Origin of the sequence: Undibacterium sp. WLX3042, from assembly GCF_049544825.1 — a bacterium.
Taxonomy (GTDB): domain Bacteria; phylum Pseudomonadota; class Gammaproteobacteria; order Burkholderiales; family Burkholderiaceae_D; genus Undibacterium.
The window spans coordinates 3082396-3101282 of sequence record NZ_CP186698.1 but is presented as its reverse complement, the minus strand read 5'-3'; the positions used below and the strand labels follow the sequence as shown (position 1 = coordinate 3101282).

At 50.3% G+C, this 18887-nt stretch carries 13 protein-coding genes; 6 read left to right on the top strand and 7 right to left on the bottom strand.

Going from position 1 to position 18887, the window contains the following annotated elements:
- Nucleotides 1–118: 118 nt before the first annotated feature.
- Nucleotides 119–1609 (bottom strand): HD domain-containing phosphohydrolase, encoded by a 1491-nt coding sequence (locus ACPAOP_RS14010; protein ID WP_423708428.1) that lies wholly within the window; start codon nucleotides 1607–1609, stop codon nucleotides 119–121.
- Nucleotides 1610–1978: 369 nt separating this feature from the next.
- A complete protein-coding gene (locus tag ACPAOP_RS14005) occupies nucleotides 1979–4624 on the bottom strand; it encodes a hypothetical protein (protein ID WP_423708427.1) in 2646 nt (881 codons plus the stop codon).
- A 476-nt stretch (nucleotides 4625–5100) separates the two neighbouring features.
- On the opposite strand from ACPAOP_RS14005, the gene ACPAOP_RS14000 reads away from it, so the two are divergent.
- Genes ACPAOP_RS14000 through ACPAOP_RS13985 form a run of 4 tightly spaced genes read left to right on the top strand, consistent with a single transcriptional unit; the run spans nucleotide 5101 to nucleotide 9581 of the window.
- Entirely contained in the window at nucleotides 5101–5970 is an 870-nt protein-coding gene (locus ACPAOP_RS14000) for a cysteine hydrolase (protein WP_423708426.1), read from the top strand.
- Between the two features lie 55 nt (nucleotides 5971–6025).
- Complete coding sequence (pncB, locus tag ACPAOP_RS13995; protein ID WP_423708425.1) at nucleotides 6026–7216, top strand: nicotinate phosphoribosyltransferase; 1191 nt, start codon at nucleotides 6026–6028, stop codon at nucleotides 7214–7216.
- A 10-nt stretch (nucleotides 7217–7226) separates the two neighbouring features.
- Nucleotides 7227–8279: a bifunctional nicotinamide-nucleotide adenylyltransferase/Nudix hydroxylase gene (locus ACPAOP_RS13990; protein WP_423708424.1), complete on the top strand. Its 1053-nt coding sequence runs from the start codon at nucleotides 7227–7229 to the stop codon at nucleotides 8277–8279.
- 39 nt (nucleotides 8280–8318) lie between these two features.
- On the top strand, nucleotides 8319–9581 hold the full coding sequence (locus ACPAOP_RS13985) for an ectonucleotide pyrophosphatase/phosphodiesterase (RefSeq protein ID WP_423708423.1): 1263 nt from the start codon (nucleotides 8319–8321) through the stop codon (nucleotides 9579–9581).
- A 73-nt stretch (nucleotides 9582–9654) separates the two neighbouring features.
- Here ACPAOP_RS13985 and ACPAOP_RS13980 read toward each other — a convergent pair whose 3' ends face one another.
- Nucleotides 9655–11037 (bottom strand): exonuclease domain-containing protein, encoded by a 1383-nt coding sequence (locus ACPAOP_RS13980; RefSeq protein ID WP_423708422.1) that lies wholly within the window; start codon nucleotides 11035–11037, stop codon nucleotides 9655–9657.
- 222 nt (nucleotides 11038–11259) lie between these two features.
- Between ACPAOP_RS13980 and ACPAOP_RS13975 the strand changes: the two genes are divergently transcribed.
- Together ACPAOP_RS13975 and ACPAOP_RS13970 are read left to right on the top strand one after the other, a co-directional pair.
- Nucleotides 11260–12282: a DUF2804 domain-containing protein gene (locus ACPAOP_RS13975; protein ID WP_423708421.1), complete on the top strand. Its 1023-nt coding sequence runs from the start codon at nucleotides 11260–11262 to the stop codon at nucleotides 12280–12282.
- Between the two features lie 160 nt (nucleotides 12283–12442).
- Nucleotides 12443–13582: a JmjC domain-containing protein gene (locus ACPAOP_RS13970; protein ID WP_423708420.1), complete on the top strand. Its 1140-nt coding sequence runs from the start codon at nucleotides 12443–12445 to the stop codon at nucleotides 13580–13582.
- A gap of 125 nt (nucleotides 13583–13707) precedes the next feature.
- Here the strand turns inward: ACPAOP_RS13970 and ACPAOP_RS13965 are convergent, their stop codons facing one another.
- The 4 genes from ACPAOP_RS13965 to rlmF form a co-directional block, all read right to left on the bottom strand.
- Complete coding sequence (locus ACPAOP_RS13965; RefSeq protein WP_423680531.1) at nucleotides 13708–14121, bottom strand: hypothetical protein; 414 nt, start codon at nucleotides 14119–14121, stop codon at nucleotides 13708–13710.
- The gene (locus ACPAOP_RS13960; RefSeq protein ID WP_423708419.1) at nucleotides 14118–15545 is read right to left on the bottom strand and encodes an ammonium transporter; all 1428 of its coding nucleotides are present in this window, start codon (nucleotides 15543–15545) and stop codon (nucleotides 14118–14120) included. Before ACPAOP_RS13960 ends, ACPAOP_RS13965 begins: the two co-directional genes overlap by 4 nt.
- Nucleotides 15546–15851: 306 nt before the next feature.
- Nucleotides 15852–17108 (bottom strand): nitronate monooxygenase, encoded by a 1257-nt coding sequence (locus ACPAOP_RS13955; protein ID WP_423680533.1) that lies wholly within the window; start codon nucleotides 17106–17108, stop codon nucleotides 15852–15854.
- A gap of 716 nt (nucleotides 17109–17824) precedes the next feature.
- Nucleotides 17825–18811 carry a 23S rRNA (adenine(1618)-N(6))-methyltransferase RlmF gene (gene rlmF, locus ACPAOP_RS13950; protein WP_423708418.1) on the bottom strand — a complete coding sequence of 329 codons (987 nt, stop codon included), beginning with the start codon at nucleotides 18809–18811 and terminating at the stop codon, nucleotides 17825–17827.
- Nucleotides 18812–18887 lie beyond the last annotated feature (76 nt).

Here is an 18887-nt window from a genome sequence, read left to right as displayed (position 1 = left end):
TGGTGACGAAACTCTGAATCAAATGTCGTCCTGTGAACAGCTGTTTTTCATAGCATAAACGATCCGGGTGCCGCTTAAAAATTGCCGCTACGGACATTCTGCCGTCTCAGGCTTCAGATCACAGATGATCAGGCAAAGGCAGTGCAAAATTTTCCTCTCTGAACATACGCAGACAAACGGAAACAAATTCAGCATCCAATTGTGTACCTGCTAGCCGTTCAATTTCATTCAGTGCTTTTTCTATACCCAGAGCCGGCCGGTAAGGACGATAGGACGCCATTGCTTCGACGATATCGGCGATTGCCAGTACGCGTGCTTCTGGCAGAATCTCATCGCCACGTAAGCCCCGCGGATAGCCTGAACCATCCATTTTTTCGTGATGCTGATAAACGATTTCAGCAACAGGCCACGGGAAAGGAATATCTTTCAGTATCGTGTAGCCGGTATATGGATGCTCATTCATCAGTAAAAACTCAGCACTGCTCAGGCGTTTCGGTTTGGTCAGAATTTCAATAGGGATCGCAATTTTTCCTATGTCATGCACGACCGCCGCCATTTGCAGTGCATGCAGGCGATCTGTACTCCAGCCCAAGCGCTGAGCGATACCGCAGGCAATCACTGACACCCTGTCCTGATGAGCTGAAGTGTAAGGATCGCGATTTTCCATGGTTTTGGCCATTGCACGTATCGCCGCACCCAGCGCATTCGACAGGTTCAGCTGTGCTGCTTCGCGTTGCTGACGTTCGCTGTCGATAACGGCATTCTGAGCAAACTTATTCAGGCCATGCGCAATTTCTCCTGCCAGATGCTCAAATAATTCGAGCATGGTTTTGCCGAAGGTCTGAGGTTCTGATGAGTAGACCATCAATGCGCCACGCTGATCATGCATACATTGGAAGGGAACTGCGACGCTGGCACGTATATTTTCCTGTTTTGCTCTTTCACTCCAGGGTATAAAGCCCGGATTGGTTTCCGTATCTTTGATCATCTGGGTGAGACCACTGCGTATTGCCAGGCCAGTCGCGCCTTGTCCCCAGGGGCTGTCTTCTGCCCAGCTGACGGTTAAATCCGTCAGATAGTTTTTGCTGCAACCGGATCTGGCGGCAATACGTACGTGCTTATCGGCATCGTTTTCCGCAAGACCAACCCAGGCAAGCACATAGCGGTGTTCGTGCGTCAATGCTTCACATACCAGTTGCATTAATTCTTCTGCTGAACTCGCCTGAGACAACGCCAGTGCGGCAGCGGCATAGGCAGATAATTCCCATTTTTTTGCCGCCAGTTCATATTCTGTATCAGCGATGGTTTGCAGATTTCTGAAACTGCCTATGAGCTGGCAACTGTCTTGGTTTTCAAACATCGTCTCCAGTGCGACTTCCACCGGGATCAGTTGCTTTGTTTTTGTCAGTATATACAGGTCTTTCAGAACAGCCGGTGTCGATATAGTCAGTAGCGTCGTACGCAGGGAATTGCGCTCGTTTTCCGGAAACAGCAAATCATATGACATGCTTGTCAGCTCTGCCCGGTCATATCCTGTCAGTAATTCTGTTGCGCGGTTCACATCGAGCAACTGACCGGAAGCCATTTCAATTGCAAACAGGGGAAACATTGAGTGATTCCAGGCCATCGTATGTAAGTCTTCATTACTTGCCGTTTTATTTATATCGGCTACAGGGATGTCCATATTTGAATAATCACTAAATTTATTATTAAATAACATGCGTGGTTTGGTGGCCGATATCCGCGGTCCGAGCTCAAACGCAGAGGGATATAACAAGTCACACAGGAAGTGTGCGCATTGTAATAGATATGGCTGTAATTATCTTGATCCGCTGGATGACAATTATTGTTAACTGCGATTCTGCGGCAGGAGGTGTTGACCGGAAAGAGTGACGGCAGTGGTTACCTTTAATCAGAAAATAAATGAGCGGATACAAATAAAAAAAGCCCGCAGTCAAAAGAGTGCGGGCTGTTCTTATTAATGCTGAGTTCTTCGTATCGAATCTACATGTCGCGGCAACAGATTCGGGTCTTCATAGATCAGATTTCGTGGTTTGTCACTCATCGTATCTTTGCGGACAATTTCTTTTACCTGCTGCATTGTTGGTAATACAGCGCCGGAATTCACACCCTGGAAAGTGCGCGCTAATGGCAACACCAGGTTATCCCAGTCGTTGTAATCCTTCAGCACCCCGAGAGTTACCGTCGTATCGGGATTGTGGATGTTGAACGCAAATGTGCCGCTGGTCAGGGAATTACTGTTATCCCAGTCTGCGTAAGCGCCTGCAACTGCGCCACGCCCGATATTCAACGATTCATTCAGATTATTTTCGTCCAGATTGATACTGCTGCCGTTCGAATAATCCATGATGAAGCTGTTGCCGCAAGGCGAATTATCGATATTACAGATAGTGAGACCACTTGCCTTGGCATAGCTTTTGTTTGTCAGGTAAAAGCGGTTAGCTGCCTGCGTGCCACTCGGATTTGCGCTTAAGCCAGGGAAACTATACATGTAGTTCATGATGCTGTAGTAGTTGGGCTTGTAATTATTACTTTCAAAACCACCATGTAAAAGCCCCAGATTGTGACCAAATTCATGCATCAGTGTCGCTGCCTGGGCATTGATCAGATAGGTGACTTGCGTACCGGCAGTCGTTTTGAAACCGCAGTTACCGAGAGTAATAATAAAGTCGTTGCCATTGACTTCACCCAGACCACTGGAACCACAGCTACCGTCCACTTGTTGAGAGTTTCCCATGATGACGTAGTGGAAAATCAGCTTACGGCGCACATCAAGATTGGTTCGTTTTACATCGTACAAATTGGTGCAGCCGGATGTCGTTACCTTATCGTATTCCATTACCAGACAAGGTGTGTATGGTACGGATTTTCCACCACCGAGGTTAAATGCTCCCGGGTTGATGGTCGGAGAGAACAAATTACCGGCATCGAGATGCAGGGCAATTTTTTTCTTGCCAGGGCTATAGACTTTATTGGCGAACGTATCAACCAGTTTTTGCGCCGCTTCCGGACGCAGAATGATGCCAGGATCGTTGCTGTTCATGCTGTCGATTTGCATGAACACATCGCGTTGCCCCGGGCGGGCGCCCATCGCGTACAGATCGAGTCCGGCAAAGGTTTTACCATTGATTTTGGCGCTGTCAGGTATACCGTCGCCATCTGAATCAACCACGCCGACACCAACGTCATTCGGGCCTGCAGGTGTGGCGAAGTTTACCGAAGACCAGTCCGAGCCGGTATTTGTATCGACCATTCCGGATGCTGCCAGACGGACGATAGAGTAACCATACTGGTTTTTATCATAAGGAAGCGCTGGTGCATTGGCACCAGTCCATGCGCTGGCCGTTATCGGATTCGCACTATTACTGCCAAAACGGACAACGTCGGCGGTTTGTCCGCCTTTGACCAGTTCTAAGAAACCTGAGGATTTCCAGAAAGGCTTTTGTGCGCTGTTGCCAACATAGACAATCTGTTTGCTGTCGACAGGGTTATCTACGGTTCTGCTTGAGACTACAAGATACGATTTTGGTGGAATAGTAACTGACGGCATTGGGAAAGTCGTCGGCGTTGAATAAAACGACCCCTGATCGAGATAAGTGCTACGCAATGTATAGTCAGCCAGATTGATCGCGGTTGTTGCATTCGGATTATAGACTTCAAACCAGGTTGATCCGTTACTGAAATAATCCGACGACACTTCAGAAATCAGCAGATTTTTTGCAATCTCTGCTGCGACAGGCTCGGTGTTGAAGACGAAGCGCTGCACGTTGATTTTGTTGCCTTTCGTGAGTGTCATGACACCGGTGGTGTTGCTGGTCATCTCGAAGCTGACAACGCCGGGACTGGTTGGCGAGAGCGATGCCGGTCTGTAGCCGCCAAACATCGATTGTCCATTGGAATACGACTCCAGCGAACCGCTGATCAGATTCGGCGTCAGCAACTTCGCGCTGCTGACATACCATGTCGGTAAACCATTATCCTGATACATGAAGCTACCGATAAAGGCTTGCGCTCCTTGTGCTTCGATAAAGAAACCACGTCCACCTTCGTCCGGATTCCACCACCAGCCGCTCTGAAACTGGTCGGTGGAGGGAAGGAAAGCTGTTGGTGTTGAAATAGGAAAAGCTTGAAGCGCAATCACCGTCGTTGTATTGCTGCCGGCACTGGTGACGCTTAACTGACCGGTGGTGCTGGTGTCGAAAGACGCGACTGCCGTCGCATAGGTGCTTGGTTGCGCTGGTTTGTAGGCACCCAGCAAGGACTGGCCGCCGGTATAGCGCAGGAAGTCGCCGCGGTAACTGCCATCAGCCTGTTGATTCATGGTACTGACATACCAGGTGGATTCACCTGTCGTTTCATACATGAAACCGGCGACGAATAACTGGCTGCCCTGACGTTCAATGGCGAAACCCCGGCCACCTTCCGCTGGATTCCAGAACCAACCGGTTCTTGGTTGCACATAATTTGCAGCCATTGCTTGCACGGCATTTCCGGCAGCATTGTTGCTGTTGCTTGATTTTGTATCCGGCGTACTGCCGCCACAAGCAGCCAGCGCTGCAATCAGCACGCTGCACAAGAGAGACTTAAATAAATGACTGAGCATAATGTGTCTATTTTGATTGAGGAATAAGCGGAGTCCCGGCAGTGGATATCATGTTCCTATATCCATCCACGATGGAATCTTATTTTTTGATAAAAACGGGTGTTACAGGGACAAACAGAGGAAGTATTATTCAACATCTGCCTTTATTCAATTCCGAAATCAGTTGATACCAGGCATGACGCTACATAACAAAAATCTGTATGGCCCGAATCAGATGATCTGATGAAGGAATCTTGCATATTCTACATTGTTAAATTGAATAACGTTACATCTTGATAAGTTTCTGAACTTTTTTGCTACCTTCATTCATGTCGTGCCGCTCGGTACACACATGAATCACCAGTTTCAGTGATGAACCGCGCAACGCGCCGCAAATAATGACAGACTATTCGTCCACGTGTTAACGCTTAAACCCTGTATTTCATGAGCGATCAGGCGTCATGGCATAGAATCATGCCTTCAGACTAGGAAAGTTTATGAAACGTAACCTGCATCTCCTCCTTATTGATCCTCAGAATGATTTTTGTGATGTTCCCGAGGAATATCTGATGACTGATCCCGTTAGTCAGAAAGTTGTCGCACCCGCTTTACCGGTGGCGGGTGCGCATGCCGATATGTTAAGGATTGCTGAACTCATCGCTCGCGCCGGTGCCGGGCTGTCTGATATCAGCATCACACTGGATACTCATCACCGCTATGACATCGCCCATCCTTCTTTCTGGATGGATGCAGATGGAAAACCGGTCGCACCGTTCACTATCATTTCCAGGCAGGATGTAAGAGATGGGCGCTATCTGCCGCGTCAGCCGGATTCACTTGTCCGCACGCTCGCTTATCTGGAAAGCCTGGAAGCAAACGGGCGTTATCAACTTATGGTGTGGCCTGTGCATTGCGAAATCGGTAGCTGGGGACATAATGTTCATGCGGATGTGCGGGCCACGTGTGCAAGCTGGGAGGAAGCTGGCAGCAGGATCGCGATGAAACTGATCAAAGGCAGCAATCCCTGGACGGAACATTATTCCGCGGTGATGGCAGAAGTACCGGACCCGCAAGATCCTGCCACTCAGCTGAACCGCAGCTTTATTGACAGGCTTGCCAGTGCAGATCAGATCTACATTGCGGGCGAGGCGGGCAGTCATTGTGTCAAAGCGACGACGGAACACATCGTTGAACACTTTGACCGAACACAATTGTCAAAGCTGGTCTTGCTGAGTGACTGCATCAGCCCTGTAGCCGGGTTTGAGACGCAATATGGCAGTTTTCTCAGCGAGATGCAGCGACTCGGTGTGCAGATTGCGACCGCTGCCGAAGTGTTGCCTGACTTATTAGCGAATCAGGCCGCCTGAATTTCATACGCCAGCCATCTTGCTGGTGTCTATCAATTACCGTAAAGAACATCAAATGAAGCCAGTTGTACAGAGCTTGCTGGAAACCGATTTATACAAATTCACGATGTGGCAGGCTTTGCTGCACAGTCATCCGAATACCCATACTGAATATGCGTTTGTATGCAGGAATACACCGGCATATCCTTTGTCCGAATTAAAAGACGATGTCGAACGTGAGCTTGATCACCTGTGTTCGCTGCAGTTTTCAGAAGATGAGCTTGATTATTTGCGGTCCCTGCGTTTTATCAAAAGTGACTTCACTGATTTTCTGGCCTTGTTTCATTTTCAGCGGAAGTTCATCAAAGTCAGTACGAACGGTGCGCAACTGGAGATTGTTGCTGCGGGACCGCAAGTACACGTCACCGGTTTTGAAATTTTTGTACTGCATATCGTCAATGAATTGTATTTTCGCCGGTTACAGACTGATGCAACCCTGCCGGAAGCGCGCCGGCGACTGGCTGCAAAGATTGAGCAGTTACGTGCGTTTGCGCAGGAGCCAAAGAAATTTCATCCGTTTGAATTTTCTGATTTTGGCGTGCGTCGCCGTTTTTCCGGGGTCTGGCATGATGAAGTCATCGCCACCCTGACGCGCGAGGTGCCGGAATTTTTCAAAGGCACGTCGAATGTTTATCTCGCAAAAAAACATCAGGTAGTTCCGCTGGGTACGATGGCGCATGAATATTTGCAGTCATATCAGTCGTTTGGTGTCCGTTTGCGTGATTTTCAGAAAGCCGCGCTCGAAGGCTGGGTACAAGAATATCGCGGTGATCTCGGTATTGCCCTGACAGATGTGGTCGGTATGGATGCATTTTTGCTGGATTTTGATTTGTACTTTGCCAAACTGTTTGACGGTCTGCGACATGATTCAGGCGATCCTATCGTCTGGGGCGAAAAGGCGCTGGCGCATTATGCGAAACTCAGAATCGACAGTAAAACCAAACGCCTGGTCTTTTCGGATGCACTCGATTTTGATACGGCGTTCAGAATTTATCGCCATTTTGCCGACCGCACGATGCCTGCCTTTGGCATCGGTACCAATCTGACCAACGATACAGGAATCCCGCCGTTGAATATCGTCATGAAACTCATGTCATGCAATGGTCAGCCAGTTGCCAAGTTATCTGACTCTGCAGGTAAAACACTCTGCACAGATGAAACCTTTCTGGCCTACTTGCGCCAGGTATTTCATCATCCCGCAATCTGAGGATGTCACTATGCATCGTATTGATGTTGCTGTCCTGATTGGACGTTTTCAGCCATTCCATCAGGGTCATGCCAGTTTATTGACGCTTGCACTATCGACTGCGGATAAAGTGATCGTGGTGCTAGTGTCAGCATTTTGCGCCAGAAGCGTCAGAAACCCGTTCACCTGGCAGGAGCGGGCGGCGATAATCAGTGCAAGTTTGTCCGAGGCAGAGCAGGCGCGTGTCAGCTTCATTCCGGTTCGCGATTACTACGACGAGCAGCACTGGGCCAATACCGTACGGATCAGCGTGATGCAAACCCTGGCAATGCAAGGTGGTGATGTATTGCGTATCGCGCTGATCGGCTGTAAGAAAGATGCATCCGGCAATTACCTGCAGCATGTCACGCAATGGCGGCGGATAGAGGCAGAACGAATCAACGCAACAGATGCGGGACAGATACGTCAACAGTTATTGACAGCCGAAGACAGTCAGGCGACTTTGGATGAAGTGGAAGCACTGTTGCCAGTATCCGTCGTGAATTTTCTCCGCCATTGGATGTTGTTGCCTGATTACGCCGGATTAGTGCAGGAACATTTGCAACTGCAGAAGTATAAAGATGCCTGGAAAGCGGCACCTTATCCACCGGTGTTTTGCACTGTGGATGCGGTGGTGAAGGCTGCCGGCCATGTGTTGCTGGTGCAACGTGGGGGATACCCGGGCAAAGGTTTGTGGGCTTTGCCGGGTGGCTTCCTCGATCAGCAGGAACTTTTGCTGCAAGGCGCAATCCGAGAATTAATCGAAGAGACGAATCTTGCGGTGTCCAAACCGGAACTCGAAGAGGCGCTGGTTGATGTTCGCGTATTTGATCACCCGGCTCGCAGTCAGCGTGGACGTACGATTACGCATGCCCACTTCTTTGATCTGCCATTGGCAACGCTGCCTGAGATTGTTGCTGCCGATGATGCAGCGCGGGCGGCGTGGTTTCCGTTGAGCGCATTGTGTGCAATGGAAGAGCAGTTTTTTGATGATCATTTCCATATTCTTGATCAGTTTTTGCAACTGATCGTGGAAGGAAATTAATTGATGCGGGGCAGCTTGCCCCTTTTTTTAAGGTGACATGTGATTAAGATTTTTTCTCAACAACGCTTTATTCAAGCGGTTTGTGCGGCATTGGTGATTGGTGTTACAGGCTGCGCACAACCGGTAAAGCAGACGACGGTTTCTATTGCGACTACACAGTCAGCAAGGCCGCCGGTGATTCTGGTATCGATCGATGGCTTTAAGCCCGAATACCTGCAACGTGGCGTGACGCCTAATCTGAATGCCCTGGTTGCAGACGGGGTCCGTGCAGAAAAGATGCTGCCTTCATTTCCCTCGATCACGTTCCCTAACCACTACACGCTGGTGACTGGCTTACGGCCTGATCATCACGGCATCGTCGGAAATACGATGATAGATCCAGCGATTCCCGGTGTCCGTTTCAGTCTGGGTAACCGCGATGCCGTCATCGACCGTCGCTGGTGGGATCAGGCCGAACCAGTCTGGGTGACCGCAGAAAAAAATGGTGTCCGCGCTGCCACTATGTTCTGGCCAGGCTCAGAAGCGGATATTCATGGCGTACGGCCGACAGAGTGGCGCGTATTTGATGGCAAATTACCGCCGGAAAAACGCGTTGATACCCTGCTGGGCTGGGTCGATCAGCCATTGGAAAAAAGAGTAGGCTTTCTGACGCTGTATTTTGACGATGTGGATCACGCGGGTCATGAATTCGGGCCGGACGATCAGCACACCACAGACGCTGTTGCGAGCGTTGATGCCGCAATTGGCCGTCTGATGGCTGGTCTGCGCTCGCGTCAGGTCAATGCCAATATTGTGGTGGTGTCGGATCACGGGATGGCCGCCACCAGTGCAGAACGGGTGGTATATCTGAATAAAATCCTGCCGTCTGACAGTTTTAAAGTGGTGACGGCAGGAACCTATGCCGGCATCGAAGTAGCTCCCGGACAAGAGACACTTGTGCAGCAACAGCTGTTGAAGAAACATGAGCATATGGAATGCTGGAAGAAAACCGATATCCCTGCGCGCTTCCATTTTGGCAGTAATACACGCGTGCCATCCGTCGTTTGTCTGGCCGATGTCGGCTGGCTGATTTTTGGTGAGGAAAATATCAAAAACCGGACGAACGGCGGCGCGCATGGTTATGACAATACGACACCGGAAATGGCGGCGACATTTATTGCATATGGACCCGCATTCAAAAAAAATACAGTGATTCCCGCGTTTGACAACGTTGATGTATATCCTTTACTGATGAAACTGATCGGCGTTCAGGCCTTACCTTCGGATGGCAGTGAGAAAGCAACAGCGGCAGCGCTGAATTAATATTCTGTTCTGTTATTTTTCCGGAGCACAGCCGCCCGGCTGTGTTCCGTTCTTTGTATTTGCGAGCCTGTATTCAGTGACCTGCGACGCTGATAGCTTTCATCCTGTTCAGATACTTGAGCAAAATTCTGTAAGTATCACGATCAAAACGCGGTTTGCCGCGTGTCAGCAAATCCTGAATATCCGCTTCATTCTTTGCTTTCCCCAGATAGCACCATGCCTCAATCACATGATAGGCATTACCTTCTTTAAGGACTGCCGGACCAGAGAACGGCCATGCCTTCAGTTTCATTTCTTCGAGCGCCTCTGCCAGCCGCAGATTATGCTGTAAAGGTGATTCTGCACCGATGCACGCTCCCTTGCATTGCTTCAACTGGCGTGCAAAACAAGGTTTGCCAGCGCCGCCTTTTTCTAGTCCCAGTGTCGCTGCACACAGCTGAAATTGTTTGACCGCCTGCAATAAGAATTCGCGGGCGCTGGCGCCGCTTTTAAACAGGCCGTATAACTGCTCTTGTCTGCCCAGGTCCAGGTCACGTGCATATACCAGTTGTGGTTGTAACAGGCCGCTACCCATATCTTTCAGACGCCACGAGCAGAATTCTGTGTTGCGGCGTAGCTGACGATTCAGCGTCGGTTGCATTTCCTTGATCAGTCTTGCTTCGGTAATCAGCGCATCAATTTCACCCTCGCATTCTATCCACTCAATATCACGGACTTGTTGTGAGATGCTCATTTCTTTGGCAATCGCATGATCCGAAGAAAAATGCGACAGCACCCGCTGACGCAGGGTATTACTTTTGCCGACATAAATCGGTAATCTGTTTTCTCCGAAAAACAGATAGACGCCGTAGCCTTTCGGCAGTTGTTCCACAATATCCGCATCCAGATGCGGTGGCAGACTGGGGCGTGCTGTTTGTTCTTGTACTGCTGCCTGTAAAGTTTGCGCGGGTAAAGTCGTCTGCAGATCGCACCAGAACTGGTAAATCGCATCGGCATCGGTTAAGGCACGATGCCTGTCGCCGACGCTGATCTGATGGCGTTCAATCAGACAGTCCAGATTGTGTTTGGCAAATTGCGGGAATAGCTGACGCGACAGCTTCAGCGTACACAGCACCGTCGCTCTGAAAGTGTGGCCAAGTCGCTTGAATTCATTTTTTAAAAAACCGTAATCAAAGCGGGCATTATGGGCAACGAAGATATGACCTTGCAGACGTCGCAGGACTTCCTCTGCAATGTCGGCAAACACAGGCTGGTCAGCGACCATCGCATTGCTGATGCCGGTCAGTTGCTCAACAAAGGGCGGTATCACTGTTTCAGGATTTAATAGCTGCGACCAGCGTTCTGTATGTTCGCCGTCAAAAGTGACGATCGCTATTTCAGTAATGCGGTCGCGGGTTGCGATGGTGCCTGTGGTTTCCAGGTCGACGAAGGCAAGAGGGCTTGCAAGTAGGCTCAAAATCTGACTCAGTTGATGCTTGTGTAGCCCGTCATTGTATAGGGGATCGCCACTTTATGAATCGTCTTCAACTATGCCTAGTGCGTCTTTCGCGTCGTTTGTACGTCTGGTACCGGCATGCGTTTGCTGAACTTGAATCTGAAGCAACAGATCAACTGATTTTGATGTCTTGCAGTACGGTATTGTTAGACAATGCATGGAATTTATTTTCATAAAGACATTATGGCAAATACTACTGAGGCAGCTTACTTGCCAGCCGCACCCGATGCGCTGGTCGATGCGTGTGGCCAGATTCGTGCCGGAAAATATGCTGGTAGCGTACCTGTTATCGACTGGTCTGCGCTTGCCGCACCTGTCCGGCGCAGCGCCATTTGGCGCCGCTTTCATCATAAACACTGGCAGTACGCTGCACTGGTGACGGAGCAGATATTCTGTGGCATCGCGATTGTGGATCTGGGGTGGACAAATACCGCGTTTGCTTATGTGTTTGATCGCCAGCAAAAAAAAATACTGACAGAATTTTCTCAGAATGGCATACCGGGTCTGACTGCGCATCTGAACGCATGCCCTGCTACCGGTGCTGAAAGCTGGTTCCGGTTTCGTGGCCGGCGACTGCATTTTTCGCATCAGCCTGCCAACAATACTTACCGTATCGAGGTAGCGTTTCGTGATTGTCAGATCAGTGCCGAATTACATATAGCCGATGCAGCACCGGAATTGCTGGCAGTTGGTAGCATCGTCGGTGGCGGTGCGCATGCGACGATGAAATCTGGCGGGATGCGCCTGAGCGGGGAAGTGAAAGTTGGGCAACAGTGTTTCGGCCTGACCGATGGTTGCGGTAGTGTCGATCACAGTAATGGTTTTCCGGCGCGGGAAACACGCTGGCTGTGGGCGTCGGCACATAATCTGGATATGGGCTTTAATCTGCAATCCGGCTATTTCGGCGATCAGGAAAATGCCTTGTGGCTGGATGGACGCCTGATTTCTCTGAGCAGTGCTCAGTTTGACTATGACTCTGCGAATGTGCTGGCACCGTGGCATATCCACACCAGCGATGGCTTACTGGATCTGCATTTCCAGCCGGAAGGTGTGCGCAGTGAAAACCAGAATCTGCTGATTGCCGCGAGTCGTTATCAACAACCTCTGGGCACTTTCAGCGGCTGGGTCAGGGCGCATACAGATGAGCTGCCACGTCCCGTCAGCCGTTTGGCTGGTGTGACTGAAGACCATTTTGCACGCTGGTAATTTTTCTTGATTGCGATCAAGCAAGATCAACGGCATGCGCCTGATTCTGCCGGATTGATGTGCGGGCCGGCGGTTTTCTGCTGAAAGTTTGATCTGTCCGGTATGAGGTTTGATTTCTTCATGCTACAAGACAGCTTTACTTTCTTATTTTCATTTTGCCATGTTGACCCTCACGCTCAATGAATTTTCGCTTGATAAATTTTTAGCTGATTACTGGCAGCAAAAGCCGGTCCTGATACGTCAGGGCTTTCCTGGATTCAGCGATCTGATTTCACCGGATGAACTGGCTGGGCTGGCATGTGAATCGCAGATCGATTCTCGTCTGATTTATAGACAATCCGGAAAATGGCAGGCTGAAAATGGTCCGTTTGAAAGCTATGAGCATCTTGGCGAACGCGATTGGACGCTGGTGGTGCAGGCGGTTGATCACTGGTCGCCGGAAGTCGCCAGTCTGGTGCGGGCATTTTCCTTCATCCCGAAATGGCGACTGGATGACGTGATGATCAGCTTTGCCGTACCGGGCGGCGGTGTCGGGCCGCACATCGATTTGTACGATGTGTTTATCTGTCAGGGCTCAGGCAGCCGTCGCTGGCGCGTCGGTGACAGAGGTAACCATCGTCAATTCGCTGCTCACGCTGCTTTATTACATACCGATCCTTTCGAGCCCATTATCGATGCGGTACTGACGGCGGGTGACATTCTTTATATCCCACCCGGCTTTCCGCATGACGGTGTGGCACTCGAGAGTTCCATGAGTTTTTCCGTGGGTTTTCGCAGCAAATCAGCCAGCGACATGCTGAGCGGTCTGGCGGACTACCTGATAGATAATGAACTCGGCAGCAATCTGATCAGTGATCCGCAACGCCGTATGCATCAGCATCAGGGGCATATCAACGCCGGTGATTTTGCGCTGATCAAACAGCAAATGCAGACGATACTGAACGATGATGAAATCATGATGAATTTTGTCGGCTGCCATTTATCGAAAACCAAATGCGAACTCGATTTACAGGCGCTGGATTTTCCTATCAATGAAACCGAATTACGCAAGAATTTGCAGCAGACGGATCTGATCCGCACCGGTGGCTTGCGTTGTTTTTACCTTGACGACAGCATCAGTCAGGGAGTTTGTTATGTTAATGGCGAACGTTATGAATTTGGCGCGGCTTCCCGCGCCACGGTGCTGGCACTCTGCAACAACGATAGTCTCAGCCTCGCTGCGTTGGAACCAGGATTACAGCATGCCGTTTTCGTTAAAGCGCTGCTGCAATGGGTGAACGACGGCTATTGGTATTTCTGAGCTGTGCATGCAGAGCAACACAGGAAATGAGTGTTGTTTCTAAAAAAGAATCTCAGTATTGATGCGGATAACAGCCGTATTCTGGTCTGTAAGCCACATCAATACTGAGACTGATGAGTGAGCAATCAGCGCAACCGGCCGATGTAGGTCTGATCGACGACGGAGTTCTGATCAAGTGGCGGCAACTCTGTCGCACCCACGGATGGTGCTGCAGCGACCAGATTAACCGGGACGCCGGGTGTTGTTATCGCTGGCGTTTTGGGACGTATTTTTAAGCCTTCAAGTTTCCCTATCAGTGGCACCGGTTCGGTCACGACAAACAGACCCTGTTCGCCAAAATAGATGTCGTTCAGTTTGACGGCGATGTCGTGCAGATCAGTATTGGGCGATTGCAAAGCCAGATCGAGAATATAACGGCAATAAACCGGATCAATACGCATGTATTCAATGTCGATCACCCGTTCATTCTGACGCCGCAAAATAACGTGCATCCGCGCCATCAGAGAAAATGCCAGATTGTCGGAAAGGGCCGCAGTCATAATACATGCTCCCCATGCAGTTCCAGATCCAGCCCCTCTCTTTCCTGTTCCGGTTTCACACGCAAACCCGTGAGCAGACGCACGATAAAGAGAATGACTGCCGTCATGACACCAGAATAGACGACCGTCACCGCGACCCCGAATGCCTGATTGCTGAGGCTGCTTTCAACACCGCCTATACTTTTGAGGGCAAATACACCTGTGAGTAAGGCGCCAACGATACCGCCTATCGCGTGTACACCGAACACATCCAGAGAGTCATCGTACCCCCCCATTGCTTTGAGAGAGGTTGCCCCCCAATAGCAGGCGACACCAGCCACCGCACCGATCACGAATGCTCCGGTCACATCGACAAAACCCGAGGCAGGGGTGATTGCAACCAGACCTGCAACAGCGCCGGAAACAATACCGAGCACAGATGGCTTACCACGGCGCAGCCACTCAACGCACATCCAGGCCAAAGCAGATACGGCGGCAGCGAGTTGTGTCACCAGCATCGCATAGCCCGCACGACCATCTGCTGCGCCGGCAGATCCGGCATTAAAGCCAAACCAGCCTACCCATAATAGTGCTGCGCCGATGACGGTCAGAATCAGATTATGTGGTGGCATCGGCTCCTTGCCGAAACCGCTGCGTCTGCCGATGATCATGGCAGCAACCAGACCTGACACTCCCGCATTGATGTGGACCACCGTACCGCCCGCAAAATCGAGGACGCCGCGCGCAGCCAGCCAGCCGGTCGGCTCCCATACCCAGTGCGCAACAGGAACATAGACGATCAGTGACCAGAGCGTGATGAAGAGCAGAAATGCGGAGAACTTCATCCTTTCTGCAAATGCACCGGTAATCAGGGCGGGCGTGATGATTGCAAATGTCATCTGAAACATCATGAACACACTTTCCGGTATTGTCGGTGCAACATGATGCACTGTCAGCTGGCCTGCATCTTTCAGAAATACCATACCGTGCAACAGTAGCCGGTCAAGGCTACCCAGATACGGTGTGGCTGGCGTGAATACCAGGCTGTAACCCAGAACGACCCAGATAATCGTGACGATACAGGTGGTGGCGACACTATGCGCGACGGTTGCCAGCGCATTTTTTTTGCGGACCATGCCGGCATAAAACAAAGCCAGACCTGGAATGGTCATCAGCAGCACCAGCGCTGTTGATGTCAGCATCCACGCGGTATCACCTGCACTGATGGTGGCTGCATTGACGAGCGTCGGCGTTGTCATCGGTGCCGGTGGCAAGGAGGTTGTTACTGCTGGCCCCGCTTGTGCCAGCGGTACTGCCGGGGTGCTGATATCGGCAGTACCGGATACCGGAGCCGGATTGCTGTTTTGTCCGAAAGCTGGCCCTGAGCCCAGACAAAACAGTAAGCTGAACAGGATGAAAGGTGTTGACAGAGAATGTATTTTCATCAGAGATCCTTAGTCTAAACGCATCATGAATTGCCACTACCCTGTGTGCAGCGCAGCATAATTCATGCCACATCTTTAACGTTAAGACGGAGACTGAGGGCGGGAGCGCTCTGGAGAAGAGATTGACTGCGCCGGCTTGCTGAGCCTGGCAGCGCTGTTTTTGCACCAAATCAAGACCCGTCTGTAAGAAAACGGAGCATTGAGCGCCAGCGAGGCAAACTCGATAAAAAACGCCAGTGTCTTCTGACTGTGGTGTCAGGAGAGCACTGGCGTCTGGTGTTATGTCCGGCGTTATACCGGGGATATTTATTCAGTCACTGGGTCAGGCAAGGCGATCTGATTATCGGTACTGAACTGGTAATCCCGGAATACATGTTCCGCACTCAGGATCTGATAAGTACCATCCGGCAGTTTGCGAGTGGTATCTTTCAGGCGGTATGTGGTCTGACCGCAAGTCCAGCAATTGAAGTTACGCATATGGGTGCACAGACAGGTCTTGTCCATGACCGAGATTTTTTTTGCATCCGGGTGCAGGGCAACTTCGCGGTTGTATGAAGTGATGTACGCACAATTTCCATTCGCATCCAGCAGGTAACCATACGATTCGCAGCCCGGGCGGATACCATCACCGATGGCTGGCGTATTTTTCAGCATACGCATGGGGTAGCCGGTCGGAGAAATATGATTGACTTCGATATCGTCTTCGTCGGCTTTGAAATATTCCTGCTTCACATTATCCGGCAGACCACATTCTTTGGTTACCGTGAAACGGGTTGCAACCTGTACTGCGGAGGCGCCGTTTTCGAGAAAAGATACTGCATCGCTGCCTGTGAAAATACCACCTGCCGCAATGATAGGAATATCCAGTTGTTCTGCTTTCAGATATTCAGACACCTCGGTCACGATCGTCTGTAAATCGAATGTGGCCCAGTCATCGCCGAAACCGAGATGACCACCAGCCAGCGGACCTTCAACGATCACATAATCCGGCAGACGGTCCAATTTTGCATTTTTACGCAGGAATAACTGTAAGGCGCGTACCGATGACACAATGATGCCCAGCTTGGCATCGCGGAAACGTGGGTGATCTGCTATCAGACCAAAGGAACTCAGATGCAGACCAGCGCTCAGCGTAATACCGTCAATACCCGCATCCAGAGCGGCTTCCAGACGCACTTTCAGGGTTTCGCGCGGACCGTTCATGGTCAGTTTTTCCATGCAGTTCACAAAGATCATACCCGGGCCTTGTTTGGCCTCCATGGTACGGCCAATGTGCAGACGTGTCGCCGCTGCCAGATCCTCAAGATTGAATTTGATGTTTGTCTTATCGGAATTGTTGATGTTGTATTTGTAGAATTTGGTTTTTTCCTTGATGTAGCTGGTTCCGAAGCGGCGATCCGACACATCATGCACCAAGGCGTCAGAAATATGTCCGATACCACCGAGGCGTGCCGCGACCAATGCCAGTTCAGCAGTGGAAATATCGACACCCATCCCACCTATCACGATAGGAACCAGTTCATCTTTGCCTAACTTCAGGCGGAAATCATCTACTCGTTTCATTGCAATCCTTGACACATTGAGCTGTAAGTCGCACCCGATGGCGAAATCTCGTTACTGAGTGAGGCCGTTATTCAACATAAGTTTGTCAAATATGTTCACAAAGCTATTTCAAAAATAACAGCGCCCCAGATTGTAAGCCAGGCTAGCTATGCGCTGTGAATAATTTCGCCTTGTCATTATCCGAATTTTTGCCTAAAAAAGCGGCAATTTTCAATCGGAAAAAATTGCTATTCGCATCATTTTTATAATTTTGCATACAGCTAGACGACAAAGGGAGGGAAATAATCCTAGTTAAGCAATTTTCTCTGATGCGGACTTTGGTCAAAATATTATTTTTCCTGTTTTATGCTCCCGGAAAATAATTACAGTCAGCAGTATTTTTTTTACTGCCAGTTGATATCCCTCAAATTTGTTTTTGCGTGACGTGGCGTTATTGACGTCTCAATGTGCCTGATGACTGTTTCAGGCACATGACAATCACTGCTTACTCCCGTTATTGTCGCATTAGCTGGCACTTCTTGCAGGCGGCGGCTAATGCGGCACGATAGTATCAGCGCAGATGCGCGCTGGCGTTACCTAAGACTGACCCTGAGCAGTACCACCCATCCTGCTGTTCGGTATACGTGAGGTATTTCCGGTAAAAAACAATATCGGCCTGAGCTTTATTTCAGATGCGATTGACATCGTGATACACGACACGGAAATTTGCCAGTTCATTACCAGCGCATTTTTTTCCAGGCGGCTTGTTGTGACGGTGTCAGAAAAGTCCAGGCCAGAAAGCGACTTCGTTTATTGCCTTGCCTCATGGGCACTTCCCTGACTTCCAATGCGTTGACGCGTCTGAGTGCAGCTTTCAGCACAGGTAAGTTTTCTGCTTTTGCTACCAGTGTCGTGAACCAGAAACATTGTCCCGGTATTTTTGCACTTTCGCTGATCATGCGCTCGATAAAAGCAGCTTCTCCGCCCGGACACCAAAGTTCCGCGTTGAGGCCCCCAAAATTCAGTATCGTTGCAGTTGCATCCGCAAGTTTTTCTTTTCCCAGATTATTCCATTTGCGCTGCGAGCCTGCCCGCGCTTCCGCCATGGATGTGTGAAAAGGTGGATTACACATACTGAGATCAAACCAGTCATCTTCACCGATGATGTTGTCAAAAATAGCGTCAGCTGATGGCTGCAATCGCAAATGGATCTTGTCAGCGATTGCTGGGTTCGCATCGAGTATACATTGGACATTCGCCAGCGAATCCGGATTGATATCGGTCGCGGTGAAATGCCAGCCGTATTCACTGGCACCGATCAGAGGGTAAATGCCGTTGGCGCCGGTGCCGATATCGAGGATCGTCAACAGGTTTCTTTTCGGGCGCACACCTTTATTCGATGACGTCAGTAAGTCTGCCAGATGATGCAGATAATCGGCACGTCCCGGCACCGGTGGACAAAGCTGTTGTTCCGGAATATCCCAGTCATTAATCCCGTAATCACTTTTTAGCAGCGAGCGGTTCAGTGCTTTGACTGCCGCCGGATCAGCAAAATCGATACTGGATTCACCGTACCCATTCTGGATCACAAACGCTGCCAGTCCAGTGTCGGCCGCCATCAGCCGGCTGAAGTCATAGCGTCCCTGATGGCGATTGCGCGGATGCAGTTTGCCGGAATTCTGGCCGGGTTGTTGTCTGGCAGGACGGGGATGCGGGCGTGACATGTGTAGATGAAGCGGTGTGGTCGAGGAGGCATTGTTGCACAAACTGCGGCGAAATTACGACAGTGGTATTTTTTTG